Source organism: Furfurilactobacillus milii (assembly GCF_021654115.1).
GTDB lineage: Bacteria > Bacillota > Bacilli > Lactobacillales > Lactobacillaceae > Furfurilactobacillus > Furfurilactobacillus milii.
Genome location: NZ_JAIWJF010000003.1, coordinates 26589 through 48878 on the forward strand (window position 1 = coordinate 26589; position 22290 = coordinate 48878).

The 22290-nt window shown below is 43.4% G+C and carries 20 protein-coding genes; 15 read left to right on the forward strand and 5 right to left on the reverse strand.

The window, feature by feature from the left end:
- Positions 1-189 precede the first annotated feature (189 nt).
- Both LDK34_RS04585 and LDK34_RS04590 read right to left on the reverse strand, forming a co-directional pair.
- Positions 190-1026, reverse strand: a complete 837-nt coding sequence (locus tag LDK34_RS04585; protein WP_236941521.1) for a Cof-type HAD-IIB family hydrolase — start codon at positions 1024-1026, stop codon at positions 190-192.
- A 42-nt stretch (positions 1027-1068) separates the two neighbouring features.
- Positions 1069-2211: an ArgE/DapE family deacylase gene (locus LDK34_RS04590; RefSeq protein ID WP_236941522.1), complete on the reverse strand. Its 1143-nt coding sequence runs from the start codon at positions 2209-2211 to the stop codon at positions 1069-1071.
- 412 nt (positions 2212-2623) lie between these two features.
- Between LDK34_RS04590 and LDK34_RS04595 the strand changes: the two genes are divergently transcribed.
- Positions 2624-3355, forward strand: a complete 732-nt coding sequence (locus LDK34_RS04595; RefSeq protein WP_178942311.1) for a transaldolase — start codon at positions 2624-2626, stop codon at positions 3353-3355.
- 129 nt (positions 3356-3484) lie between these two features.
- On the opposite strand, the gene LDK34_RS04600 is transcribed toward LDK34_RS04595, so the two are convergent.
- A complete protein-coding gene (locus LDK34_RS04600) occupies positions 3485-4039 on the reverse strand; it encodes a sigma-70 family RNA polymerase sigma factor (RefSeq protein WP_178942312.1) in 555 nt (184 codons plus the stop codon).
- 392 nt (positions 4040-4431) lie between these two features.
- On the opposite strand from LDK34_RS04600, the gene deoC reads away from it, so the two are divergent.
- The 10 genes from deoC (at position 4432) to LDK34_RS04650 (ending at position 14691) form a co-directional block, all read left to right on the forward strand.
- Positions 4432-5118: a deoxyribose-phosphate aldolase gene (deoC, locus tag LDK34_RS04605; RefSeq protein WP_178942313.1), complete on the forward strand. Its 687-nt coding sequence runs from the start codon at positions 4432-4434 to the stop codon at positions 5116-5118.
- Between the two features lie 114 nt (positions 5119-5232).
- Positions 5233-6444, forward strand: coding sequence for a phosphopentomutase (locus LDK34_RS04610; RefSeq protein WP_178942314.1), 1212 nt, complete (start codon positions 5233-5235; stop codon positions 6442-6444).
- Between the two features lie 25 nt (positions 6445-6469).
- Complete coding sequence (deoD, locus tag LDK34_RS04615; RefSeq protein ID WP_178942315.1) at positions 6470-7180, forward strand: purine-nucleoside phosphorylase; 711 nt, start codon at positions 6470-6472, stop codon at positions 7178-7180.
- Between the two features lie 182 nt (positions 7181-7362).
- The gene (gene deoR, locus LDK34_RS04620) at positions 7363-8325 is read left to right on the forward strand and encodes a DNA-binding transcriptional repressor DeoR (protein ID WP_178943453.1); all 963 of its coding nucleotides are present in this window, start codon (positions 7363-7365) and stop codon (positions 8323-8325) included.
- A gap of 19 nt (positions 8326-8344) precedes the next feature.
- The gene (locus LDK34_RS04625) at positions 8345-9643 is read left to right on the forward strand and encodes a pyrimidine-nucleoside phosphorylase (protein ID WP_178942316.1); all 1299 of its coding nucleotides are present in this window, start codon (positions 8345-8347) and stop codon (positions 9641-9643) included.
- A 375-nt stretch (positions 9644-10018) separates the two neighbouring features.
- Positions 10019-11359, forward strand: a complete 1341-nt coding sequence (locus LDK34_RS04630) for a cytosine permease (RefSeq protein ID WP_178942317.1) — start codon at positions 10019-10021, stop codon at positions 11357-11359.
- A 225-nt stretch (positions 11360-11584) separates the two neighbouring features.
- The gene (locus LDK34_RS04635) at positions 11585-12430 is read left to right on the forward strand and encodes a competence protein ComK (RefSeq protein WP_178942318.1); all 846 of its coding nucleotides are present in this window, start codon (positions 11585-11587) and stop codon (positions 12428-12430) included.
- Positions 12431-12501: 71 nt separating this feature from the next.
- On the forward strand, positions 12502-13155 hold the full coding sequence (locus LDK34_RS04640; RefSeq protein ID WP_236941523.1) for a hypothetical protein: 654 nt from the start codon (positions 12502-12504) through the stop codon (positions 13153-13155).
- A 2-nt stretch (positions 13156-13157) separates the two neighbouring features.
- A complete protein-coding gene (locus tag LDK34_RS04645) occupies positions 13158-13739 on the forward strand; it encodes a hypothetical protein (RefSeq protein WP_178914353.1) in 582 nt (193 codons plus the stop codon).
- A gap of 508 nt (positions 13740-14247) precedes the next feature.
- The gene (locus LDK34_RS04650; RefSeq protein ID WP_178942320.1) at positions 14248-14691 is read left to right on the forward strand and encodes a MaoC family dehydratase; all 444 of its coding nucleotides are present in this window, start codon (positions 14248-14250) and stop codon (positions 14689-14691) included.
- Positions 14692-14981: 290 nt separating this feature from the next.
- On the opposite strand, the gene LDK34_RS04655 is transcribed toward LDK34_RS04650, so the two are convergent.
- A complete protein-coding gene (locus LDK34_RS04655; RefSeq protein WP_178942321.1) occupies positions 14982-15779 on the reverse strand; it encodes an enoyl-CoA hydratase-related protein in 798 nt (265 codons plus the stop codon).
- Between the two features lie 417 nt (positions 15780-16196).
- Here LDK34_RS04655 and LDK34_RS04660 point away from each other — a divergent pair, with 417 nt between their 5' ends.
- The 3 genes from LDK34_RS04660 to LDK34_RS04670 all read left to right on the forward strand — a co-directional run bounded on the left by LDK34_RS04660 (position 16197) and on the right by LDK34_RS04670 (position 20451).
- Entirely contained in the window at positions 16197-16949 is a 753-nt protein-coding gene (locus LDK34_RS04660) for an MIP/aquaporin family protein (RefSeq protein ID WP_178943454.1), read from the forward strand.
- Positions 16950-17534: 585 nt separating this feature from the next.
- Positions 17535-18743 carry an enoyl-ACP reductase FabV gene (fabV, locus tag LDK34_RS04665; RefSeq protein WP_420871569.1) on the forward strand — a complete coding sequence of 403 codons (1209 nt, stop codon included), beginning with the start codon at positions 17535-17537 and terminating at the stop codon, positions 18741-18743.
- A 112-nt stretch (positions 18744-18855) separates the two neighbouring features.
- Positions 18856-20451, forward strand: a complete 1596-nt coding sequence (locus tag LDK34_RS04670) for an acyl CoA:acetate/3-ketoacid CoA transferase (RefSeq protein ID WP_178942323.1) — start codon at positions 18856-18858, stop codon at positions 20449-20451.
- Between the two features lie 73 nt (positions 20452-20524).
- On the opposite strand, the gene LDK34_RS04675 is transcribed toward LDK34_RS04670, so the two are convergent.
- Positions 20525-21439 (reverse strand): LysR family transcriptional regulator, encoded by a 915-nt coding sequence (locus LDK34_RS04675; RefSeq protein ID WP_178914348.1) that lies wholly within the window; start codon positions 21437-21439, stop codon positions 20525-20527.
- A 74-nt stretch (positions 21440-21513) separates the two neighbouring features.
- Here LDK34_RS04675 and LDK34_RS04680 point away from each other — a divergent pair, with 74 nt between their 5' ends.
- Entirely contained in the window at positions 21514-22254 is a 741-nt protein-coding gene (locus LDK34_RS04680; protein ID WP_178942325.1) for a type I pantothenate kinase, read from the forward strand.
- Positions 22255-22290 lie beyond the last annotated feature (36 nt).

The following is a 22290-nucleotide window of genomic DNA, read 5'->3' on the forward strand; positions in this document are numbered from 1 at the left end:
GTCGGCAACACTTAATGGGTCGGTTTTACCATTTAGTGTTGCGGGATGCCTTATGAGACGTGGTTTTCGGCTCATAATTAAGGTTGAAAACCGCGTTTTAAGCGGGTTGAGACCGGTCCTCAGGGAACGGCGTTTTGCAATAATGTAACGGCATTTAACGGCATTACCAAGTTTCTTAATGAAATGAATCTAAACGTCCAGTGAGCCGGAGAGTAATTGATCGATGACATTAAGAACCCCTTCATCATTGTTAGAGTCTGTCCGATGCGGTGCCTTTGTCAGCACATCGGCATGAGCATTGGCCATGGCATACCCGTGCGGTGTCATCGTTAACATATCGAGATCATTCTCATTATCACCAAACGTCATGATCTCATCATTTTGAATACCGTAACGTTCTTGTAAATGCTGTAAACCAGTTTCTTTTGATACTCCGGAAACACCAATATCTTCAGTGTTAAAACCAGAATTCATTGCAGATAAACCAGGCTGAAGTTGAGTGATCATTTCTGGAATCACTGCCTCGGTGTTAACCGTTTGATCGAAACTAACAGCGATTTTAACCAGTTGATCATCCAGAGTCGCAGGATCGACATCAAAAAGGTGGTCCAAACGAATCAGTGAATTATAGTATCGTTTGATCAATTGGAAAATTGGCTCTGGCGTTTCGCTATCTACGTAAGCGCGGTTAACGCCAGATAATGTCGTGAGTGTCATTGGCTGTGGGTAATGCTGTTTCAACACCGCCAAGGTTTGATTGACTAACTGATGAGGGATTTCACTGGCGAATAATAATGAATCTCGAGCATGTACAATTGCGCCATTGTCTGAGATGAAATCCATTTGATCTTTGAAAGGTAGAAACTGATCAACAAGTCGCTGAAATTGTGAACCGCTGGCTGCGGCAAAATGAATGCCCTTTGCACTTAACTGGCGGAATTGTTGTGCAAATCGAGCACGATTGTAGTCATTTTCGTCATTTAGAAAGGTGCCGTCCATGTCAACGGCAATGAGCTTGATGGTCATATTGTAAAACTCCTATTCAATAAGATGTTGTAATATACAAAGCTAGCTTAGATATTCAGTGGCAATTTGCTTGTATACGTCAATTAAGTGCAAATAATCGCTTAAATCGACATATTCGTTAACCCGGTGAGCACTGTCCCACCGACCGGGTCCGAGGACAATAATGGGGAATTTGTTATCTGCTTTTGTATATTCAGAAGCATCCGTAGCACCGTGAATCACGGATAATTCTGCTGGCCGTTTTGTCGCTTTCGCTAAGGCATCACTGGCAATCTTAACCAGTGAAGATTCACGATCTGAAATAACAGGGAAGAAACTGAAATCGACAGTCAGTTTTAACTGAACGCCGGGTTCCTGATTGAGTTTGTCGATAATTTGTTGCAGTCGGTCAATGATTTTGGTGTTGTCAAATTCTGGAATAGGCCGAATGTTACCCTCTAAGTGTGCTTGACCAGGAATTGAATTGACCTGATCACCACCGTTGATGACAGTGACAGAATGGACAACTGGGCCCAGAACGTCACTGGTTGGCGCATCATCAAATGCATGGTTTTCTTCATTAATAAACTTGACTAGATTGGTAATGGCATTGATGCCTTTTTCGGGCATGGAAGAATGAACGGATTTACCAATTGAATCAACAGAATAATCAATGGAACCGTTATGAGCAAAAATAATTTGATCACTGGTTGGTTCGCCAACAATCATGGCGTCCACGCGATCGACATAGCCTGCCTGCGTTAACATTCGTGAACCAGGGGCACCATACTCTTCGCCAACAGTAGCTAGAAATTGTAGTTTACCGGTTTTGGGTAATCCGGCATCATGTAGGTCGATCAGAGTGGTTACCATAGCAGCAAGACCGCTCTTCATATCTGCCGCACCGCGACCGAAAAGTTGACCATTCTCAACATGGGCTGCCAACGGTGGAAAACGCCAATCATCATGTTCGTCAGCTGCTACAGTATCCTGATGACCCGTCAACATTAACGTTTTGCCAGGTTTACCCGAGTCCAGTTCAGCAAAAAGATTTGTTCTACCATCCTGATAAGGAATTTTTTTTGCTGTAATGCCATGCTGACCGAGTTCAGTGATGATCCTGTCTGACATGGCTTCTTCATGGCCATTGCGTGAATCAATTTTGATGAAATCTGTCAACAGTGTTAATACTTGTTTTTCTTCCATAGATTCTCAAACCACCTTTTCTAAACCGATTACATCCTTTATAGCACTTATTTCGATTAAAAGTGGCGGTTTGTGTAAAAAAGCTAATTTACGCTTATTCGTCCTGTTTGACGATCTTGAAATTACAACTTGATGCGGAAAACGAAAATGTCTGAAAATCGTTATGGCTTTTTTCATGAGAATTGTGCAAACGTCTGTGAAATCCTATACCAATCTTTCGAGTGCCTTTATATATAGGCGATTAGCCCGTAACCAATTTCAACGATTGATGAGAGAAAAAACGCGATTTAATTGTTTTCTCATAATATACTGGTTGTCGAGCTAATTGTGAACAGGTATGGTGTGAAGCATAGACCAATCGATATAAATATGTACTAAAGGCCTATATACTTAGATTGAAAAGGTGATACCAATGGACGAAACAAGAATTAATCAATTAGGTGTAGAACTTTATGCTGACGGCGCAGATATTGACCAAATGGTTGATGCGTACAAATCAGGTTTAGTGACTGGGTTTACAACCAACCCATCCTTAATGAAGGCTGCCGGAGTCACGGACTACATTGAGTTTGCACATCAAGCTGTTGCAAGCATTCCGGATTTACCAATTTCATTTGAAGTATTCAGTGATGATTTTGACGATATGGAAGAAGAAGCCCATATTATCAGTCATTTCGGAACACACGTGTATGTGAAAATTCCGGTCATGAATTCTTTAGGTGAATCAAGCATTCCGTTGATTCACAAATTGTCTCATGATGGCATTAAGGTTAACGCAACTGCTATTTTTACAGAAGAACAAGTTCGTCATGTGCGTGATGCTCTTGATGAAACAACAGGTGGGATTGTTTCGGTCTTCGCCGGTCGGATTGCTGATACTGGTGTGGATCCGCGACCATTAATGTCGAAATATGCTGATATTGTTCACTTTAAGCCTAACTTGAAACTGTTGTGGGCAAGTCAGCGAGAAGTTTACAACATTATGCAGGCGGCACAAACGCACACAGACATCATTACTTGCACGCCAGATTCATTGAAGAAGCTGACGTTATTGGGCAAACCATTGGCCGAGTATTCATTAGATACAGTTAAACGCTTCAAAGCCGACAGCCAGGCACTTGGCTTCAAGATTTTGACTAAGTAGCCACCGACTTATGACTATCATTAATTTTTATTGCAACACACGATTTTTGAGAAAATAACACGACAAAACGGTCATCACTATCTCTGGGAAAGGTAGTGATGACCGTTTTGTGTCCATTAAGTTGTAGCGTTAAAAAAACTCAGGAAAATGAGTCTGAAGCTTGGCTGCCAAACGTTCACGGTGTTTGTAAAGGGTCGGCCTGGAAACATGAAGCGACTTAGCGGCCTGACTAATGGTCATTTCTTCATCAAGCAAAAGGCTTAGCAGGTTTTTTTCTGTTGGTGTGCAAGTCGCGATTAATCGATTAATAAAATCATGGGTTTCTATGTTGATTGCCGTTGCCTCCGTGTTTTGAAGCTGGTTGACTACAGCATCACTGAGTTCACTTTGATGGCTTAACCGACGAGTGCTAGCGCGCAACCAGTCTAAAAGGCGCCAGTAGAGCCGTTGATAAGCGTAGCGACGCAAGGCGTCGGCGTCATGGTCTCCGAAGGCATTCACATAGTCTTTAAATACCGCCACGTAGATGAGACGGCCCTCAGAAACAGCATCGTCAAAATTTGGATCCCCATGGCGTACGTTGAGACGTTTTAGAACGCCATACAGAACACGGTTGTTACTTTCGTGTGTGATAAAGGCGAAGGCTTGTTGTGTTAATTGTTCATCTTCATTAAGAATGGGCATGTAATTTCCTCATTTGATTTTGATTGTTGCCTTGTACACAGACACAGTCAAAACGTTTATTTTTTCGTCGAAGGCCGTTGACGTAAAGGAGAATAACGTGCTGATGGACAATACACCATGCTGTAAATTCGAACTGAGGAATAGCAAAGAGAATATGTGAAATCGCTTCATTGTTTGAACTAGACCAATATATCTGACACTGTTATCTAAATCCGTTTAATCAATTTACGGTTGCCAGTCTGATGGGAATTAAGGGCATGAAAGATTGTAAATTTACTAAACGGATATAAAGCGCTTAATTGGTGCCGTGAAATTATTTTCTAAAATATTATGGACAAATGTTCATAGCTCCTGATATACTGATGTTAGACAAATGAAAGGGGTTTCATAAAATGACATTAACTGTTGCACAACTCGCAAAATACATGGATCACACAATGCTTAAACCAGAAGCAACTTCGGCAATGATTGATAAAACTGTTGCGGAGGCTCGCGAATACAACACTGCTTCCGTATGTATCAATCCGTACTGGGTTGCCCGTGTTCACAAAGGACTTGAGGGAACAGACATTGCTACTTGTACTGTAATTGGTTTCCCACTGGGAGCTTCAACGACCACAACAAAAGTTTTTGAAACCAACGATGCCATTGATAACGGTGCCGACGAAATTGACATGGTTATCAATATTGGTGAACTAAAATCTAATAATGATGAAGCCGTTTTGGCAGATATTAAAGCCGTGGCAGAGGCTACTCATGCCAAGGGTAAATTGCTTAAGGTGATTATTGAAAATGCATTATTAACGGATGAAGAAAAACGGCGGGCTTCCGAGTTGACCGTTAAGGGTGGCGCTGATTTTGTTAAAACGTCGACTGGATTTTCCACTTCTGGCGCTAAGGCCGAAGATGTTCGTTTAATGCGTGAGGCAGTTGGTCCTGACTTTAAGATTAAGGCAGCCGGTGGCATGCACAGCTTGAAGGATGCGTTAGCAATGATCGACGCAGGTGCTAATCGTTTAGGTGTCTCTGCATCAGTTGCAATTCTTGAAGAAGCAAAGGCACAAACGGCAACGGTTTAACAATAGGCATTCTCAACAAAATGTAAGCGCTTGCTTGGCAAAAAAGATAAGTGATTTTAGATAACTGCCCATTAATATGAGCGTAAGCGAGACAGGAAAGGACTTTCAAAAATCATGGCATACAAACGAATTTTTGCAATTGTAATGGATTCAGTCGGTATTGGGGAGGCCCCAGACGCAGCGGACTTCGATGATGTCGGTGCTGACACACTTGGACATGTTGGCGCATTTTATGCGGGGGACTTGGCACTGCCCAATTTGGGTAAGTTGGGACTGAGCAACATTCGTCCCGATAAGCCGATTCAGGGCGTACCAGTCGCTAATCAAGCCATTGGTGCGTTTGGCAAAATGCGTGAAGTTTCTGCTGGTAAAGATAGCATGGACGGTCATTGGGAAATGATGGGGCTGCCTGTGAGAAAGCCTTTATCGACTTTTCCAAACGGATTTCCAGAAGAAATCATTAAAAAGCTGGAAGATTTCTCTGGTCGCCATGTAATTGTCAACAAGCCTTATTCAGGAACTGACGTTATTCATGATTACGGTGAACAACAGATGAAGACCGGCGAATTGATCGTTTACACTTCTGGAGATTCAGTGCTTCAAATTGCCGCCCATGAAGATGTTATTTCTGTTAAAGAGCTGTACAAAATTTGTGAGTATGCGCGTTCACTAGTTAACGGACCAGAATGGACAATCGGTCGAATTATTGCGCGTCCTTACGTTGGTCCTGACAAGGATCACTTTACTCGGACGGCTAACCGTCACGACTTCAGTCTAGAACCAATTGGCGAAACGGACATGGACCGCTTAAAGGCGGCTGGACTTGATGTGATTGGTGTGGGTAAAATTAATGACATTTTCTCCGGTCATGGCATTACCAAGGGCTACCACAATGAAAGCAACATGGACGGAATGGATCATGTGGACGAAGTTATGGCTAGCGACTTCCATGGTTTCTGCTTTACGAACTTGGTCGATTTTGACGCAATGTATGGTCACCGCCGTAATCCAAAGGGATTTGGTCAGGCTTTAATGGACTTTGACCAACGGTTGACCAAGGTATTGGCAAACCTAAAGGATGACGATTTGCTCATGATCACAGCTGATCACGGTAACGATCCTGGCTACCGTGGTACAGATCATACACGTGAATTCGTTCCTTTGTTAGCGTACTCACCATCTATGAAGCACGCTAATCAGTCATTGGGCATTCGTCCAACGTTTGCTGATATGGGTGCAACAGTATTGGAAAACTTTGGTGTGCAAGGGAATAGTGAAGGCACCAGTTTCTTGAGTGAAGTCAGCAATGGCGAAACGGTAAAGTAAACCTTTCGAATGAGGAGGATGCACAATGAGTACACATATTGGTGCCAACATGGGCGATTACGCTGATACAGTTTTGCTGCCCGGAGATCCACTGCGGGCAAAGTATATCGCTGAAAACTTTTTGACCAACGCAAAACAGGTGAATTCGGTTCGAAATGCTTTTGGTTACACTGGTGAATATAAAGGCCACCGTGTTTCCGTTCAAGGATCAGGGATGGGGATTCCATCCATGTCCATTTACATTAATGAATTAGTTAAATTCTTCGGTGTGAAAACAATCATTCGGGTCGGTTCGTGTGGCGGCATGGCGCCGGATGTCCACTTACGGGATGTGCTGTTGGCATCTGGCTCAACAACTGACTCCGCTGTAACTGCGAATACATTTGGACCAGGCATCCATTATGCACCGCTAGCCAACTTTGAATTGCTGGACACAGCTTTTCATGAAGCTCAGAAGATGGGCATTAAGCCCAAAGTAGGTGACATTTTTGCCGCGGACCGTTTCTATAATGACGAGCTGGACATGAAGAAGTTGGCTGATTATGGCGTTATCGGCACCGAAATGGAATCAGCAGGGTTATACTTATTGGGTGCCAAACTTCACTTCCGTGCACTGTCTGTGTTGACGGTCAGTGACTTAATCTTTGGCGAAGAAAAAACCACGGCGGAGGAACGCGAAAAAACGTTCAACGACATGATTAACATTTCGTTAGCAACAGCGATTGCTGGTAAGTAACGCAACATTGAGTTTGAAATGTTTAGGAAGACATTGGTTAGTCAATAAAGGGCGAATGGTTCGGCGATTTGCCAAATCATTCGCTCTTTGTTGATTGCCTGTACTGAAATCATTTCCAGTCATAACGTGATGTTAACTGCAATCGTGACAGGGATTCCGAAACCGTGGGACGAAAAGAGGAAATGTTCGTGGAAACAGATGATCAAAAAACGGCAGATAGTCTTAAGGCAGCGACCTTGTACTACCAAAACAATTGGGGACAAGGCGAAATTGCAACCGAAATGAACATTTCACGTGCAACGGTTTCACGCTTATTGCAGTACGCAAGAAGGACTGGCCTGGTTAAAATTGAAATTGCTGCCCCGATGACACCGGTAGCTACGTTAACGGTGCAGCTTCAAGAAAAGTATCAGCTGGCGCATTTGCTAGTTGTGCCAACACAAGGAGCGGGTACCCCTGATTTATTGTCACGTGTTGGAAAGGCAGCCGCAGAATATATTGAATCGATTGTAACGACAGATGACATTATCGGACTTGGGTGGGGTAAAACCATCCATCAAGTGGCAAATCATTTGGATCCTAAGGATGTTAGCGGCATCACCGTTGTTCAGATGAAGGGTAGCGTGGCAAACACGCAGAGTAATAACTTTGCGTTTGAAAGTGTTAATACGTTTGCTAACGCATTTCATACGTTGCCGCAGTACCTACCGCTGCCCGTTATTTTCGATCACCAACAAACAAAAGAATTAGTTGAACAGGATACACACATTAAACACATTATTGAACTGGGTAAAAAGGCTGACATTGCGGTTTTTACTGTTGGCACAGTTCGCGATTCAGCGTTGCTATTTAAGCTGGGATACTTCACTCAAGCCGAACAGGCGTATTTACAAGATCATGCTGTTGGCGATGTATTTTCCCGTTTTATTAATGCCCAAGGTCAGTTGGTTGATACAAATATTGATCAGCGAACGATTGGTATTCCACTGGATGCGCTTGCCAATATTCCACATAGCGTGTTAGTGGCGGCCAATCCTGCCAAGGTACCTGCTGTACACGGTGCTGTTACAGCCGGTTATGCGAACACGTTGATTATTGATCAAGGGAGTGCAACTCAGCTATTAAACTATGACCCAGTTCACTAAGTGATGGAGGTCAGTAACCATGAGAATGGTCGATGTAATTGATACGAAACGTAATGGTGGGGAACTAACCACTGAGCAAATCGAATTTTTTATTAACGGGTATACAAAAGGTGACATTCCGGACTATCAGGTTAGCGCACTATTAATGGCGATTTATCTAAAAGGAATGACAAAGCAGGAAACGGCCACCATGACAATGACCATGTTGCATTCGGGAGATCAGTTGGATTTGAGCGATATTCATGGCGTCAAGGTGGACAAACATTCGACTGGAGGTGTTGGCGACAAGACCAGCATTCCATTAGCGCCTTTGGTAGCCTCGGTTGGTATTCCAGTGCCAATGATTTCTGGGCGCGGCCTTGGTCATACGGGTGGCACGTTGGATAAGTTGGAGGCCATTCCTGGTTTAAAGGTTGAAATTAGCGAAGCATCATTTAAACAGCAGTTGCGCGATGTTGGTTGCGCCATTGTCGGCGCAACTGGAAACATTGCTCCAGCAGACAAGAAAATTTACGCACTACGTGATGTAACTGATACGGTTGACTCCATTCCACTGATTGCTGGCTCGATCATGAGTAAAAAAATTGCCAGTGGAACAGATGCCTTAGTTTTGGATGTTAAAACGGGGAGTGGCGCCTTTATGAAAACAGAGGCGGACTCAGTTGCATTAGCCAAGGAACTAGTCGGTATTGGTAAAAGTGTTGGTATGAATGCAATGGCGGTTATTTCCGACATGAATCAGCCATTAGGGAACGCCATTGGTAACGCCTTGGAAATTGAAGAGTCAATTGCATTATTAAAGGGCAATGGCCCAGCCGATTTGCTTGATTTGGTATTAACAATTGGCAGTCAAATGGTTGTCATGGCAAATAAGGCAACCGATCTAGATGCCGCCAGAAAAATGCTACAGCAGCATATTGATGATGGCTCCGCTTTGACCAAGTTCAAAGAAATGATCATCGCTCAGGGTGGTGACGGTCGCGTGATTGAAAACCCAGCAATGATGCCTCAGGCAACCTATCAAATGCCGATATTGGCGGCTCGTGATGGCGTTATCACCAAAATGAAGGCAGATGAAATGGGCATTGCTGCGATGATGCTCGGTGGTGGCCGGCAGAAGAAGGATGATCAATTGGATTATGCTGTCGGTTTGACGTTGTCCAAAAAGGTTGGTGACGAAGTTCATCAGGGCGACACGATTTTGACAATTCACAGTAACCGAGAGGATGTTAGCGATGTCCAGCAATTGATTGAAGCAAATATTGCAATTGGTGATGAGGCGCAGCCGTTGACACTCATCCATGAGGTTGTCGATTAAAGATTGGTTTTGGAACAAGTGTTGTTTGCTCAAGTAACAGTTGAATTTAAGCTTGATAGAGGCGAGTTTTCTTAGGCCGGTCAGTGAAGTAGGCCGATGCCATCATTATATTAAAGAAGGCATGTTGAATATTGGGTCTCACGCTTGAATCTGTGTGTGATTATTGCTAAACTACTCTAGAAAATAACTGTCCGACAGTGAGCGGACCTTTTTTGGAGGCAAGACCATGATGTTTTTGATGATGCGTTTTTTCAAACAACAAGTTGCGGGCATCGTGGCCCCTCAGTCATTTTCCGCAAATATTGTTAATTATAAGCGTTGCTGACACTACTGTGTTGGTAGCGCTTTTTCTTAGCAGCAAACGGAGGAAGAGACATGAAGCAAACAGCATCAGAAGCATCACACAGTATGAGTTTTTGGGATCAGACGGCGACATGGATTGGAGCCAATGCCAACAACGGCACTTGGTATGTTGGTGGCGTATTGGCTGCACTAGGACTAGGTGGAGCGATGAAAGTATTAATGATCACCGGTCCAGTCGCTTATCTGTTACTGGCTCTCGTCGGGTATATGGGGTTTCAAACGCGACGCTCTACAATGGCTTTGACGAATATTTCGTTTGGTCGTTGGGGTAGCGTTGGGCCGTCATTAGTCAATGTGGTTCAGTTTATGGGTTGGGCTGCGGTAAACACGTTTATTGCAGCCGGTTCTATTAGTTATTTGCTTCATGATCTACTAGGCTGGCCAGTTTTTGGTCAACGCGGCGGATTAAAGGGCATTATCTTTGGTATTTTGATGATGTCAATCTTGCATCTGATTAGCATTTCACTCGGCCAACGGTCCGTGCGGATTATCGAGCGTGTTGGGATTGTGTTGGTAATTTTACTGGTACTGTGGGAAACATGGGCGGTTTTTCAAACCGTATCGTTGAATCAGTTGACTCAGTGGCAAGTGCCAGTTAAGTTCCATTTGCCGACTGGTAATGCGATCGATACGTTAGCGGCGTTTAACCTTGCTTGGGTGACTGCTGGTGCGGACTTCACCAAGTTTGCTAAGAATAAGACGGCTGCCACCGTAGCGCCGTTTGTTGGCGGCACAGTTGGACTGTTCTGGTTTGCGCTCGTGGGTATCATTGCTACTATTGGTGCGGCGGTGACGCTGCACAGCTTTGATCCCAATGCATCTGACCCAAGTACAGTGGCTTCACGTCTTGGTCTAGGTATTTTGGCAATGATTGTGATTGTATTGACGAGTACCACTGCAAACGCAGTTAATCTAATGGCTGCCGGCACGGCATTAACTAACATCTTTAAACGACTTCGGCTTACACCAGCTTTATGGTTAGTGACGGTGTTAGCGACACTGATGACATTGATTCCTTTATGGTCTAACAGCTTTTTGGGTGTGTTCACGATGTTTTTGGATTATGTGGGCATGATTTTGGGACCGGAGATTGCCATTATTTTAGTTGATTATTATCTTATCCATGGCGCACACTATACCGATAATATGTTTGCTAACGCACCAAGGGTGAACTGGTTAGCCTATGTAAACTGGGGCTTAGGAATATTGAGTTATTTCTTGTTACGCCAAGTCGGTTGGGTAACAAACACAGTCGGTGCAACGGTATTTGCAATGCTCATTACAGCTAGTCTACATTTGGTACTGAGCCGGTTAACGGTAAAATTAAGGAATACGGTACCTGAAAATAATTAAATAAATATCGCGGGTGCGGCGACTGCGCTTTTCAATGGTCGTTGATAATATATAATCCGTTTACAAACGTTAAACGCAGCATATTAATGATGATAACGTCATTAATATGCTGCGTTTAATTTTTTGCTGGACCGGTACTTTTGTGAGTTTATTGCCGTCTAATGAATTGCATTAATGAAAATTAATCGTTATTCTACCGATACATTATTTTTAAGGGGATCAAGAATGAGCCAGCAACAATTTTCAACCGCCAGTTTACGCGATCAAACAATCGATTTACGAGTATCAACATTTATTAATCATTTATGGACCACACAAGAAACTATTGCTGACTTCGAAATCAGTTTAACAACGACCTTGCTGGTTTTACCTGTGACCGTGAAGCAAAAACGACTAACGTTGATTCTGGATTATCGGCTGGGACCATTATTGGTGCGCCGACCGTGTGGTACGCTGATGCGAGAATTGATGGCTAAAAACAGTCGGACTCGCCAACAAATGGCGATTGCCCATCATTTTTTGGGACAACAACATTACACACCTTACGTAAACGGTAAATATGGTTTTGTACCAACCGCGGGATCAACGATGCGAGAGACTGGCTGGTTAGGATTTTACAAATTAGTTCAGATTCGTCGCTTGACTCATGAGACCTTGCTTATTTTTAAAAATAACATGAAGCTCATCTTACCGTTGTCACATTATTTTATGCTGCAACGATTAAGAGATGCGGCGACGATTATTCAATTACAAAAAGAACAGTTAGAATTAATGGTTGAAAATAGTGGTTTTGATCGGTGTCGGCCGAATTTCACCAATAAGTTGGCTCAAGTATTAGGAATGCGACCCGAACAAGTTTTGCATGACGAAACAGAATTTTATGCACACACGGTCGAAGTTTTAATGGTGGCAGGGTTAGAAGATTTCCTAGTGGACGGCTATGATGCTGTGCTCAATTTAGACCGTGAAACGATTGCAAAGGAAGCCCGTCAGTTTTTAAGAGGACACGGGCATTTAATTGTGCCGAAAACACGCCACTTTGTGTCAGATAAGGACGACGAGACAAACTAGTTTTTCTATGAAAGCGAATTCCGTAGCGTTATGATAAAGACAACAAAACAACACAAAGAGAGGCTTTCGCAATGAGTTTTACGACACCGATTACGAAACAAGAACAACAGGTTTTTCATGACTATCAGATTCCTGTACATGATCCATTGGGTGTATTCGACAGTTTGAAGCAGGTTCCTAGTATGACAGGTAATTTTGAGGGTAGTGACGTTGATTTGAACGATTTACTGTTAGACTATGTTGCCGTTCAGTTAGATTTTAACCGCTTAGTGGATACCATTAACCAGGAGTGGTGGTCGCAGTTACAAACATGGCATAAGTTAACTGGGGATCGTTTATCAGCTAACACGAAAGCACATGCTGATCAGTTCGGTCCGTTTGAACAAGAACGGGTTCAGTTAGCAAAACAGGCGGAGCAAGGGTTCCCTCAAGAACTGCTTAAAAAGCCACGTAGTGAATGGCGGTCTCAAGATCTGTTTGGCTATGATTACATTATGTTCCAGGTTGATTTAAAGTGGGAATTCTTTAACATCATGGAAATCCTGGCAAATATTAATCCAGATGTAAATGTCGAAACGGTCGCAACTGAAATTCAGGCTAAGTTAGCACCAAAGCATGGTCCAAAAGAACGCAAAGTTGACATGAATGAGAATCATGGTCAGCAAGGGCCTCAAAATGATACAGATGGCTCTCAAAGCAACGACATAGCTGGAAAGGAGCAGTGAACATGCAATATGTGACCCCTTTAAGTCAGACAGACAAGAAACTGTTTCACCAGCGTGGCGTGAGTGTGGATGACCCGTTAGCAGGCATTAAGGGGTTATCGGACCAACATCTAACAGGCTTGGTCAATGGTCAACAGTTTGATTTAATGGCTTATTTGAACAATGTATTTGTTTGTCAATTGCAGACGTTCGCGTTGACTGAAGATTATAATGTTTTGGAGCAGCTGGAAAATGAAACCAATTTGGTACATTTTTCTAATGGCAGTCAGGCATTACACAACCGTTTAAAAGCACTCATGGTTAATCAAACCGAACTACTAAAAGATTATGAGCTGCTACACGAACAAGTTCGCGCCAATTACTATGCGGCTGAACCTGACGATTTATCTTCCAAACAATTGAACGGCACCGCGACTAACTTAGAGTTAGCGTTTCATGCCTTGTTGGGGATGAGTGCAGATAGCCAGTGGTTGATGGAAGTTGGTATGCAGACACTGCGGGTGCTTAATCCTGTACTGACAACTGAGATGATTCAGCAGATTAGCGCTTCAATTATGATGCTGGTTGAGAAAAATGATGGTTAATTGTTGTTAATAAAGGTTTTGCCATTGTGGTACTTAGTGGTTCACTAACATTTTCCATTGCCAAAATTGTCTCTTGCTTTGGAACGATTCAAGCTTTTCACATTAGGCACGGGATTGCGAAAACACATCCCCTTCATAACCGGTTCAGTCTATAAATACGTCATAACCCGCCGAACGCACACTACTTTCACAACTTTTGTTTTATTTTGATGGCCTCCAGTTAACACAACCAGTAGGGTGCGTGTCAAACGGAAAAGTCATTTACGTTTCAATCGTAAATGACTTTTTTGTTACTCAACAATTGTTTGCTTGTCTATTGTTTCTCAAACTAGAATCTGAACGAAATTAAATCGTCACCTATGTTGATGCATTACGTCAGGGTATAGGTACGATAAATTATTGGTATTGGTAACGTAAGCGCTTTCATCCGATAATGAAATTGCACAACATAATCACATTATTGCTTTGTGATTCAGCGAGCATAAAACATTATCGGAGGATGGCTAACATGTCAGAATATAAGATTATCTATGATGATGAACTAAAAGTTGGGATGACAGGGGAGTTTTCAAAACGCGTCACAAAGCAAGACGTTGAAAAATTTGCAGAAGTTACTGGTGATTACAATCCGATGCACATGGATGATGAATTTGCAGCTAAGACTCAATTTCATGGACGAATTGCGCATGGGATGATCTCAGCTGGAATGATTTCTGCCTGTTTAGGCACGAAGATGCCAGGCCCTGGCGCAATCTACCTTGGCCAGACATTAAGATTCGATCGGCCAGTTCATTTTGATGATGTGTTGGTTGTTAAAGCTGAAGTCACAAAGATTGTTGAAAAACCGCACTTTAAGATCGCCACAATTTCTACCATCGTGACGAATCAAGATGGCGAGATTGTGACAGAGGGTGAAGCCACGATTATGCCGGCTAAGCGCGAGGAGCTGTGACATAAGTCCGTTTTGAGAATGAGCATTAACGTAAAACTGGCCGATTCCCTCACTTTGGGAATGGTCCAGTTTTGGGTTAAGCGGAATTCTCAGGACTTTGGAACGTGATATTACTCGAAGCGTTCACGCCAAACAAAATTATGTTATACCTCCTTAGATGAGTGCAAGATTGGTAATTAAATATTGAACGATAAAAATGGCGTCTCGTAAATTTTACGAGGCGCCGCTTTTGGTAACCAACAATGGTTTTTCAGATTAACACGTGTGAATGAGTTATCTGTTACCAAGCATTATTTTTGTGGAAAAGCAGGTTTGCGCTTTTCAAGGAAGGCGGTCATTCCTTCCGTTTGATCTTCGGTGGCGAATGTTTGGGCCCACATCTGAGTTTCAAAATCGATGGCCGTATCTAATGGTAAATCAGCAGCCCGGTCAATGACGTATTTTGCCATGCCAACAGCAATCAGACCATTCTTGATGACTGTGTTTGCCAGTGCGTGAACCTTGTCCATTAATTCATCAGGTTCAGCAATTTCTTCGATGATGCCAACCCGATAGGCTTCCTGAGCATCAACCATGGTACCGGTTGCGATCATTTCCTTGGCTTTACCACGACCAACTAAACGAGTTAAGCGTTGTGTACCACCAAACCCTGGGACAATACCGAGTGTAACTTCAGGTTGACCAAACTTAGCCTTGCTGGAACCGACTCGAATATCACAAGAACTGGCCAACTCCAAGCCACCACCGAGACAGTAACCATTGACAGCAGCAATGGTTAATTGAGGCAGATTTTCAATCTTACCAAATGACTCATGTGCCAACTTGGATAGGGTCGCTGCTTGTAGCGAATTCATATCACGCATTTCGAAAATGTCAGCGCCAGCTACAAAGGCCTTTTCACCAGCCCCGGTAATGACTAGCACCTTGATTAGATCTGCATTGTCACGGACTTCATCTAAAGCTTGGCCAATTTCTGTCAGGGTTGCTGTGTTTAACACATTCATGGATTTAGGACGGTTAATCGTCAGGGTGGCAATCTCGTTGTCTACATGAAGCAATACATTTTCGTACGTTTTAGCTTTAATCATCGTTAGTAACATCCTTTCGTTTGAGAAACAAGTTACCAGCGAGCACTTTCAATTCACATCATACAAAGATTTTGTGAATTTGCAAGTTACCTCACAAGAAATAGGTCGTGATGGTAAAATTTGAAATGCGATTAAACCAGCGTTTAAAGACATGATCAGAAATTGATTCTAAAAAGTTTTGCGGCTAAGCTTGTGAAAAAATAGGAAAATGATGTTGCTTTTAACCGTGAGGTCCACATTTTTGCCGATTATAACTTATGGTTATGTACACAATAAGAAACCGTAAGCGTTTACATCGAAAAAATCGTCCGTTATAGTTCAAATTGTTAAAAAATCGAATTGCTTCGTGCTTAATTTGACAATGAATGAACGAACCCCGCACGGCGTGATTCAACAGACGACGAGGAGGCAGTGATGATGAGTGGCACATGGGACGCACGATTGGCTGCAGAGTTTTTTGGAACGATGATTTTGGTGATGTTTGGTAACGGGGCCGTGGCCAATTCTTTTCTTAAAGATACCACGGGTAATGGTGATCCAGGGCAGGCGAATGGGGGCTGGTTGTTTATTGCCTTTGGGTATGGCTTTGGGGTTATGATACCGGCAATGATGTTTGGTTCTATTTCTGGAAACCACTTAAATCCAGCAATTACACTGGCAGAAGCCTTTGCCGGCATCTTTCCTTGGACACATGTCACCGGTTATTTGATTGCTCAGTTTGCTGGTGCCATGTTTGGTCAATTACTTATTGTGTTGATCTACTGGCCGTATTACAAACGAACCAAGGATCAGGGCCTAATTTTAGGCACCTTTTCCACTGCAGATGCGGCGGGCAGCAAATTAAATGGTTTTTTGGCTGAAACAGTGGGGACGTTTGCATTAGTCTTCGGTGCCATGGGATTATATCGTGGCATGTTCTTCCATCAAAATGTGGACATTGCCAATATTGGGGGCGGGTTACTGATCGCCACCATGGTGATTTCACTTGGGGGTCCAACCGGTCCGGCCTTGAATCCTGCCCGTGATTTAGGACCGCGCATCGTGCATGCGTTGATGCCAATTCCTAATAAGGGTGACTCACACTGGGAGTACAGTTGGGTACCAGTATTAGGCTCGATTGTAGGGGCGGTCATTGGAATTTTCGTTTATAAGATCTTTTTCGGATTATAGTTTATGCGAAGACAGAAGGGCTACAACGACGGTGTGTTTTGAAAACGCGCGACATAACACTGGCTTTTGCTCATCTAATATAAAGACGTCGTTTATGGGTACATTTTCCCATGAACGTCGTCTTTGTAGTACCTGAGAAAGTCAAACCGTATCATGTGTCGCTCTCATCGAAAAACTTAAGCTAAAACAAAAGTTTGTGAAAAAAACGCAAAAAACAAGAGTTGAATGCGACTATATCGGTAGTATAACTTTTCGTTATTGAAAAAATGAAAAACGTGTATTGGTATCTTACTGTGAAAAGGCTTACATTGTACTCGAAGATAATTATCTGAAACGTCTTAACTTGCAAGTTATCAATTATCTTAAGCACCGTAATGATGTGAAGTTAATCTCAAACGTTCAATAAGTGAGCAACTCTTCTCATTGTCATTGAATGTTAGAGGTTCAAGTAAATGATTGTTATGCAGATGCTATTTAATGCAATCAGCGAGCACTTTCAAACTTTCTGAGTCGTAAACCAGCGTGACAATTTGTTTACCAATGCATTGAATCAACAAAACAAAGGTGGAATTAAAAATGTCAGAAATGGGCAAAATGGTTAAAATCAGCGAGAAATTAAAGGGCAATGTTGCACGTTCAGTCAACCCATACGGATGTCGTCAAGAGATTCTCAATCAAATTTCTTATGTTCAAGGTAAGGGCAGTTACACTGGTGCCAAAAAAGCCTTGATCATTGGCGGTTCATCCAGTTATGGACTAGCAAGCCGGATTACCGCAGCGTTTGGGCAAGGTGCTGACACCATCAGCGTGGCGTTTGAACGACCACCTAAGGATGAGACAATGCTTGGTACCGCTGGGTGGTATAACAATATTTACTTTAGGGAAGAAGCCGAGAAGGCTGGCTTGAAAGCGAAGAACTTTAACGGTGACTGCTTTACGCAAGCTATGAAGGATCAAGTCATTGATTACATTAAACAGGAATTCGGTGGCCCGTTGGACCTGTTAGTTTATTCAGTAGCTGCACCAAAACGGACAAACCCAGATAACCCAGATGAAACATGGCGTTCAGTTATCAAAACGGTTGGTCAATCGGTTACCGGTGAAAACATCAATTTGGAAAAGGATGAGCTGTTTGAACAGACGGTTGATCCGGCAACGGAGGACGAAATTGAAGCCACTAAGCATGTTATGGGTGGTGAAGACTGGGAAATTTGGGTTGATCAGTTGAAGAAGGCCGGCGTGTTAGCTGAGGGCTTTAAGACCATCTTGTACTCTTATATTGGACCAAAGAGTACGTATGCCTTCTACCATGAAGGAACATTGGGTGCTGCAAAGGACGCAGCGGAAGCCTCATCACACAAGATTCAAAAGAATCTAGACGACATCAACGGGGAAGCGCTGATTTCCGTTTCACGGGCTGTAACGACTAAAGCGTCTGTTGTTATTCCGATCTTCCCACTGTATTGCTTGGCTCTATACAAGGTTGAAGAGCAGACTGGTACGCATGAAACACCAATTATGCATAAGGATCGTTTGTTCCGTGACATGGTTTATGGCACCAAACGTGAAGTGGATGAAAATGGTCGTTTGCGTCCAGATGCATGGGAATTACGGCCAGATATTCAGGAAAAGGTTGCCACATTAATGGCCAAGATTACCCCTGAAAACTTCAACACAGATTTAACTGGCTACGCAGAATTCCGTCGCGAATTTATGCAACTAAACGGATTTGAGGTTACCGGTGCTGATGAAGACGAAGTTGACTTTGATGCGTTAACAAAATTACGTCCATAGTATCGATTAGTCAGATTCGCCCAGAACAAAGCAACTGACTTAACTGGCTTTAGTGTCTGCGCTCCCAAGCAAGTAGTTGCGATGAATGAATAATTAAATGGAGATGTTTAAGATGACAGTTCAATTTATTAACAGCGACGAGGCCGCAAAGCTCATCCCCGATGACGCGACAATCGCCTTGGAAGGGTTCTTGGGAGCCGATGTTGCTGAAGAGATGCTGCGTGCGATTCGCAAACGGTTTGACGATGAAGGGCACCCACGTCAATTGGAAATCTGGCATGCTTCAGGGATCGGTGATGGCGATGCTAAAGGAACGAATAATTTAGCAGCAAAAGGGTTGCTACGACGGATCGTTGGCGGTCATTGGGGACTTGCCCCGAAGCTGGAGCCACTAGTGGCAGAAAATGATTTTGAAGCCTATAACTTTCCGCAAGGTGTGCTTTCACAGATTTTCCGTGATTCGGCCGCTCATAAGCCAATTCAAATCAGTCGCGTCGGGCTGGGCACATTTGTCGATCCCGATGTCGAAGGTGGCAAATTAAACGATGCTGCCAAGGCTCATGATCTCGTTTCAAAGATTCAGGTGCATGGTCAAGATTACTTAGCGTATGAAGTGCCAAAGCCAAACGTCGCAATTTTGCGGGGAACGTTTGCCGACGAGGATGGCAACATTACGTTTGATGACGAACCTCTGACATTGGAATCAACTTCGATTGCCATGGCCGCCCATAATAATGGTGGGAAAGTGTTTGTTCAAGTCAAACGGGTGCTGAAGGCGGGTTCCATGAAACCGAAGGATATTCGGATTCCAGGTCTTCTGGTTGATTACGTGGTTGAAACCGCTGATGAAAAGATGACCATGCAAAGTAACACGACACAATATAATCCAGATTATGTTGATCAAAGCGTCATTAAACCTGCTGGTGCGATTAACGTGCCATTGGATGCGAAGAAGGTCATTGCGCGTCGGGCAGCGATGTTTAAAAATGATAGTGACGAAATCGTTAATTACGGCATCGGTAAGTATCCGGAGACAGTTTCTCTCATCTTGAAGGAAGAAGGTGCTGCTGAAAACATCACAACGACGGTTGAACCGGGTACGTTCGGTGGTGTGCCGATGGGCGGCGGTGATTTTGGATGTGCCATTGGACCGGAGTCGACAATCGATCAACCTTACATGTTTGATTTCTACGATGGCGGTGGCATTGACATTACGTTCCTTGGCTTAGCAGAATTAGACCATAAAGGAAATATTAATGTGTCTAAGTTTGGCCCCAAGATTGCTGGCACTGGTGGCTTTGTCAACATTACGCAAAACACGCCAACAGTTGTTTATACAGGCACCTTTACGGCCAGTGGCCTAAAAGAAGAAGTTAAGAATGGCAAATTAAATATTATCCAGGAAGGTAAACGCGACAAACTGGTAGCGGATGTTGAACAGATTACGTTCTCTGGTCCGGTGGCTCATGAGAATAAACAAAATGTTTATTACGTTACGGAACGGGCGGTCTTCCAACTGGTTGATGGTGGCATCGAATTGATTGAAATTGCGCCTGGCGTGGACCTTCAAAAAGATGTTCTTGATCACATGGGCTTTACGCCAAAAATTAGCGACAACTTGCGGTTGATGGATGCGCGGATTTTTTCAGAACCGTTAATGGGTGGCATTAATAACCAACCTGGTGAAAAGGTGGGCGTGATGGCTTAGTAATCCGTTGCTAACCGGCACGTGATACAAAACGACCCGCTTCCTAAAATGAGGAAGGCGGGTCGTTGCTGTGTTAGAGTGTTTGATCGGTTGAATTGATCGACTTGAAGTAATCACAGATCCACTTTTGTGTATATTGGACCAACGTATTGTGATAGATATCGCCTAGGGTACACAAACTGATATTCCACGGGAAAACCGGATCAAAATCACGGTGTTCAATATTAGTGCCAGCGTAGTTATTACCGATGGGTGCGGCGATAATGCCCACCACATTCATTTCCTGACACATGTTTAAAACAAGGTCCCACGAAGTCGTTTGGAAGAAAATGTTTGGTTGAATATTTTGTTGTGCGAAGCGGTTTTTAGTCTGGAAGGTCACCATAAAGCTGTCGTCCAGGGTGACGATGCGTTCCTTGCCAATCTCTTTCAGTGGAATGGCACCATCCATTTTATGAAATCGATGGTTTCGATTAAACCAGACAGCGACGTTATTACGGTAAATGATGTGCTCCTTTATAGAAGGAAAGGTCGCTGGGGAAACGAGTACGGCAAGATCGATTTCCTGCAAGAGCAACATCTTCTGTAGTTCGTAGGCACCTTTTTCCACGATTTTAAGGTCAATATCCGGATTGTCTTGAATGAATTTAGGAATGGCCCGATTGAACACCGTCGAAATAATAACCGGTGCGATACCGATGCGAACTGTACCACGTTTGACCGTTGCATGATCACGCAAGCTAACCATCATGTCATCATATTCACGGGCGACCTGGCGACCATGTTTGATTAAATCCTCACCAACTGGCGTCAACCCCGTGATGCGGCCCTTATTGCGGATAAAAACCTGGATCTGCTCAGTATCTTCCAGTTCACCGATAAATTTACTGAGTGCCGGTTGAGACACGTTTAAAATGTGCGCACTTTTGGTGAGGTTAAAACCGTTGTCAACAATGGTAATCAGGTACTGAATTTGATGAATATCCATAAAAAAATCCTTTCTTGACGATTTAACACAACAAACGAGGAATGTCGTTCAAGCTTAATTTGGAGGAAAATGAGATGACAGGTCAAGGAGAGCAACTGCTACATCAACTTAAAATGACAATCGACAAACGGTTAACTGAGCAACGGCCAGTTGTTATTGGTGTAACAGGCAATGTTGCGTCCGGTAAGACCACGTTTGCCAAACGGCTACAGGAATTTTTTCAGTCGCAATGGCCGAGTTGTGGAACATATTTGGTGTCCACCGATAATTTTTTGATGCCTAATCAACGATTGCGGCAAGCTAACCTGTTTGATCGAAAAGGTTTTCCGGAGACCTATGACGGCCAGCAAATGCAGGCCTTTTGTACGGCACTCGCCATGAATGATCTGGAGATTGCCATTCCGGTATATGATCACAGTATTGACGATATTAATGTTCACCGGCACCTACTGATTGATCATCCCAATATTATTATTCTTGAAGGCTTGATGGTTCTGCAACCGATTTTTCGTGCTTTGCTTGATCAGAGTATTTTTTTAGAAGTGCCGCAGTCAATTAATTATCAATGGTATTTGGCACGTTGTCTTCGGCTAAATTTACCAGCCATTTATCATCTTGAGGGGGCAGCGTTTGAAAAATTAGCGCATGATACTTGGATTAACGTTAATTTACGTAATTATTTAGATAATGTTGAACCGCTGCAAGGGCAGGCGGATATTGTGGTTAGCCTCGGTGAGCAACATGAAGTCGTCCAATTAACGGTTCGCCACTCACTTCAATTCAACACCGAATCGCCGTTATTTGCGGTCAACTAGTGGTTAATCGAGTTATTGAAGTCAACAGAGGAGGAA

Excerpts from the sequence above, each read along its gene's own strand:
- LDK34_RS04640 (WP_236941523.1), top strand. The coding sequence starts at position 12,502 with ATGAGTTTTACGACACCGATTACGAAACAAGAACAACAGGTTTTTCAT.
- deoR (WP_178943453.1), top strand. The coding sequence starts at position 7,363 with ATGTTCGTGGAAACAGATGATCAAAAAACGGCAGATAGTCTTAAGGCA.
- LDK34_RS04600 (WP_178942312.1), bottom strand. The coding sequence starts at position 4,039 with ATGCCCATTCTTAATGAAGATGAACAATTAACACAACAAGCCTTCGCC.
- LDK34_RS04670 (WP_178942323.1), top strand. The coding sequence starts at position 18,856 with ATGACAGTTCAATTTATTAACAGCGACGAGGCCGCAAAGCTCATCCCC.
- LDK34_RS04610 (WP_178942314.1), top strand. The coding sequence starts at position 5,233 with ATGGCATACAAACGAATTTTTGCAATTGTAATGGATTCAGTCGGTATT.
- LDK34_RS04645 (WP_178914353.1), top strand. The coding sequence starts at position 13,158 with ATGCAATATGTGACCCCTTTAAGTCAGACAGACAAGAAACTGTTTCAC.
- LDK34_RS04635 (WP_178942318.1), top strand. The coding sequence starts at position 11,585 with ATGAGCCAGCAACAATTTTCAACCGCCAGTTTACGCGATCAAACAATC.
- LDK34_RS04675 (WP_178914348.1), bottom strand. The coding sequence starts at position 21,439 with ATGGATATTCATCAAATTCAGTACCTGATTACCATTGTTGACAACGGT.
- LDK34_RS04660 (WP_178943454.1), top strand. The coding sequence starts at position 16,197 with ATGAGTGGCACATGGGACGCACGATTGGCTGCAGAGTTTTTTGGAACG.
- LDK34_RS04595 (WP_178942311.1), top strand. The coding sequence starts at position 2,624 with ATGGACGAAACAAGAATTAATCAATTAGGTGTAGAACTTTATGCTGAC.
- LDK34_RS04655 (WP_178942321.1), bottom strand. The coding sequence starts at position 15,779 with ATGATTAAAGCTAAAACGTACGAAAATGTATTGCTTCATGTAGACAAC.
- LDK34_RS04590 (WP_236941522.1), bottom strand. The coding sequence starts at position 2,211 with ATGGAAGAAAAACAAGTATTAACACTGTTGACAGATTTCATCAAAATT.
- deoC (WP_178942313.1), top strand. The coding sequence starts at position 4,432 with ATGACATTAACTGTTGCACAACTCGCAAAATACATGGATCACACAATG.
- LDK34_RS04585 (WP_236941521.1), bottom strand. The coding sequence starts at position 1,026 with ATGACCATCAAGCTCATTGCCGTTGACATGGACGGCACCTTTCTAAAT.
- fabV (WP_420871569.1), top strand. The coding sequence starts at position 17,535 with ATGGGCAAAATGGTTAAAATCAGCGAGAAATTAAAGGGCAATGTTGCA.
- LDK34_RS04650 (WP_178942320.1), top strand. The coding sequence starts at position 14,248 with ATGTCAGAATATAAGATTATCTATGATGATGAACTAAAAGTTGGGATG.
- LDK34_RS04630 (WP_178942317.1), top strand. The coding sequence starts at position 10,019 with ATGAAGCAAACAGCATCAGAAGCATCACACAGTATGAGTTTTTGGGAT.
- LDK34_RS04680 (WP_178942325.1), top strand. The coding sequence starts at position 21,514 with ATGACAGGTCAAGGAGAGCAACTGCTACATCAACTTAAAATGACAATC.
- LDK34_RS04625 (WP_178942316.1), top strand. The coding sequence starts at position 8,345 with ATGAGAATGGTCGATGTAATTGATACGAAACGTAATGGTGGGGAACTA.
- deoD (WP_178942315.1), top strand. The coding sequence starts at position 6,470 with ATGAGTACACATATTGGTGCCAACATGGGCGATTACGCTGATACAGTT.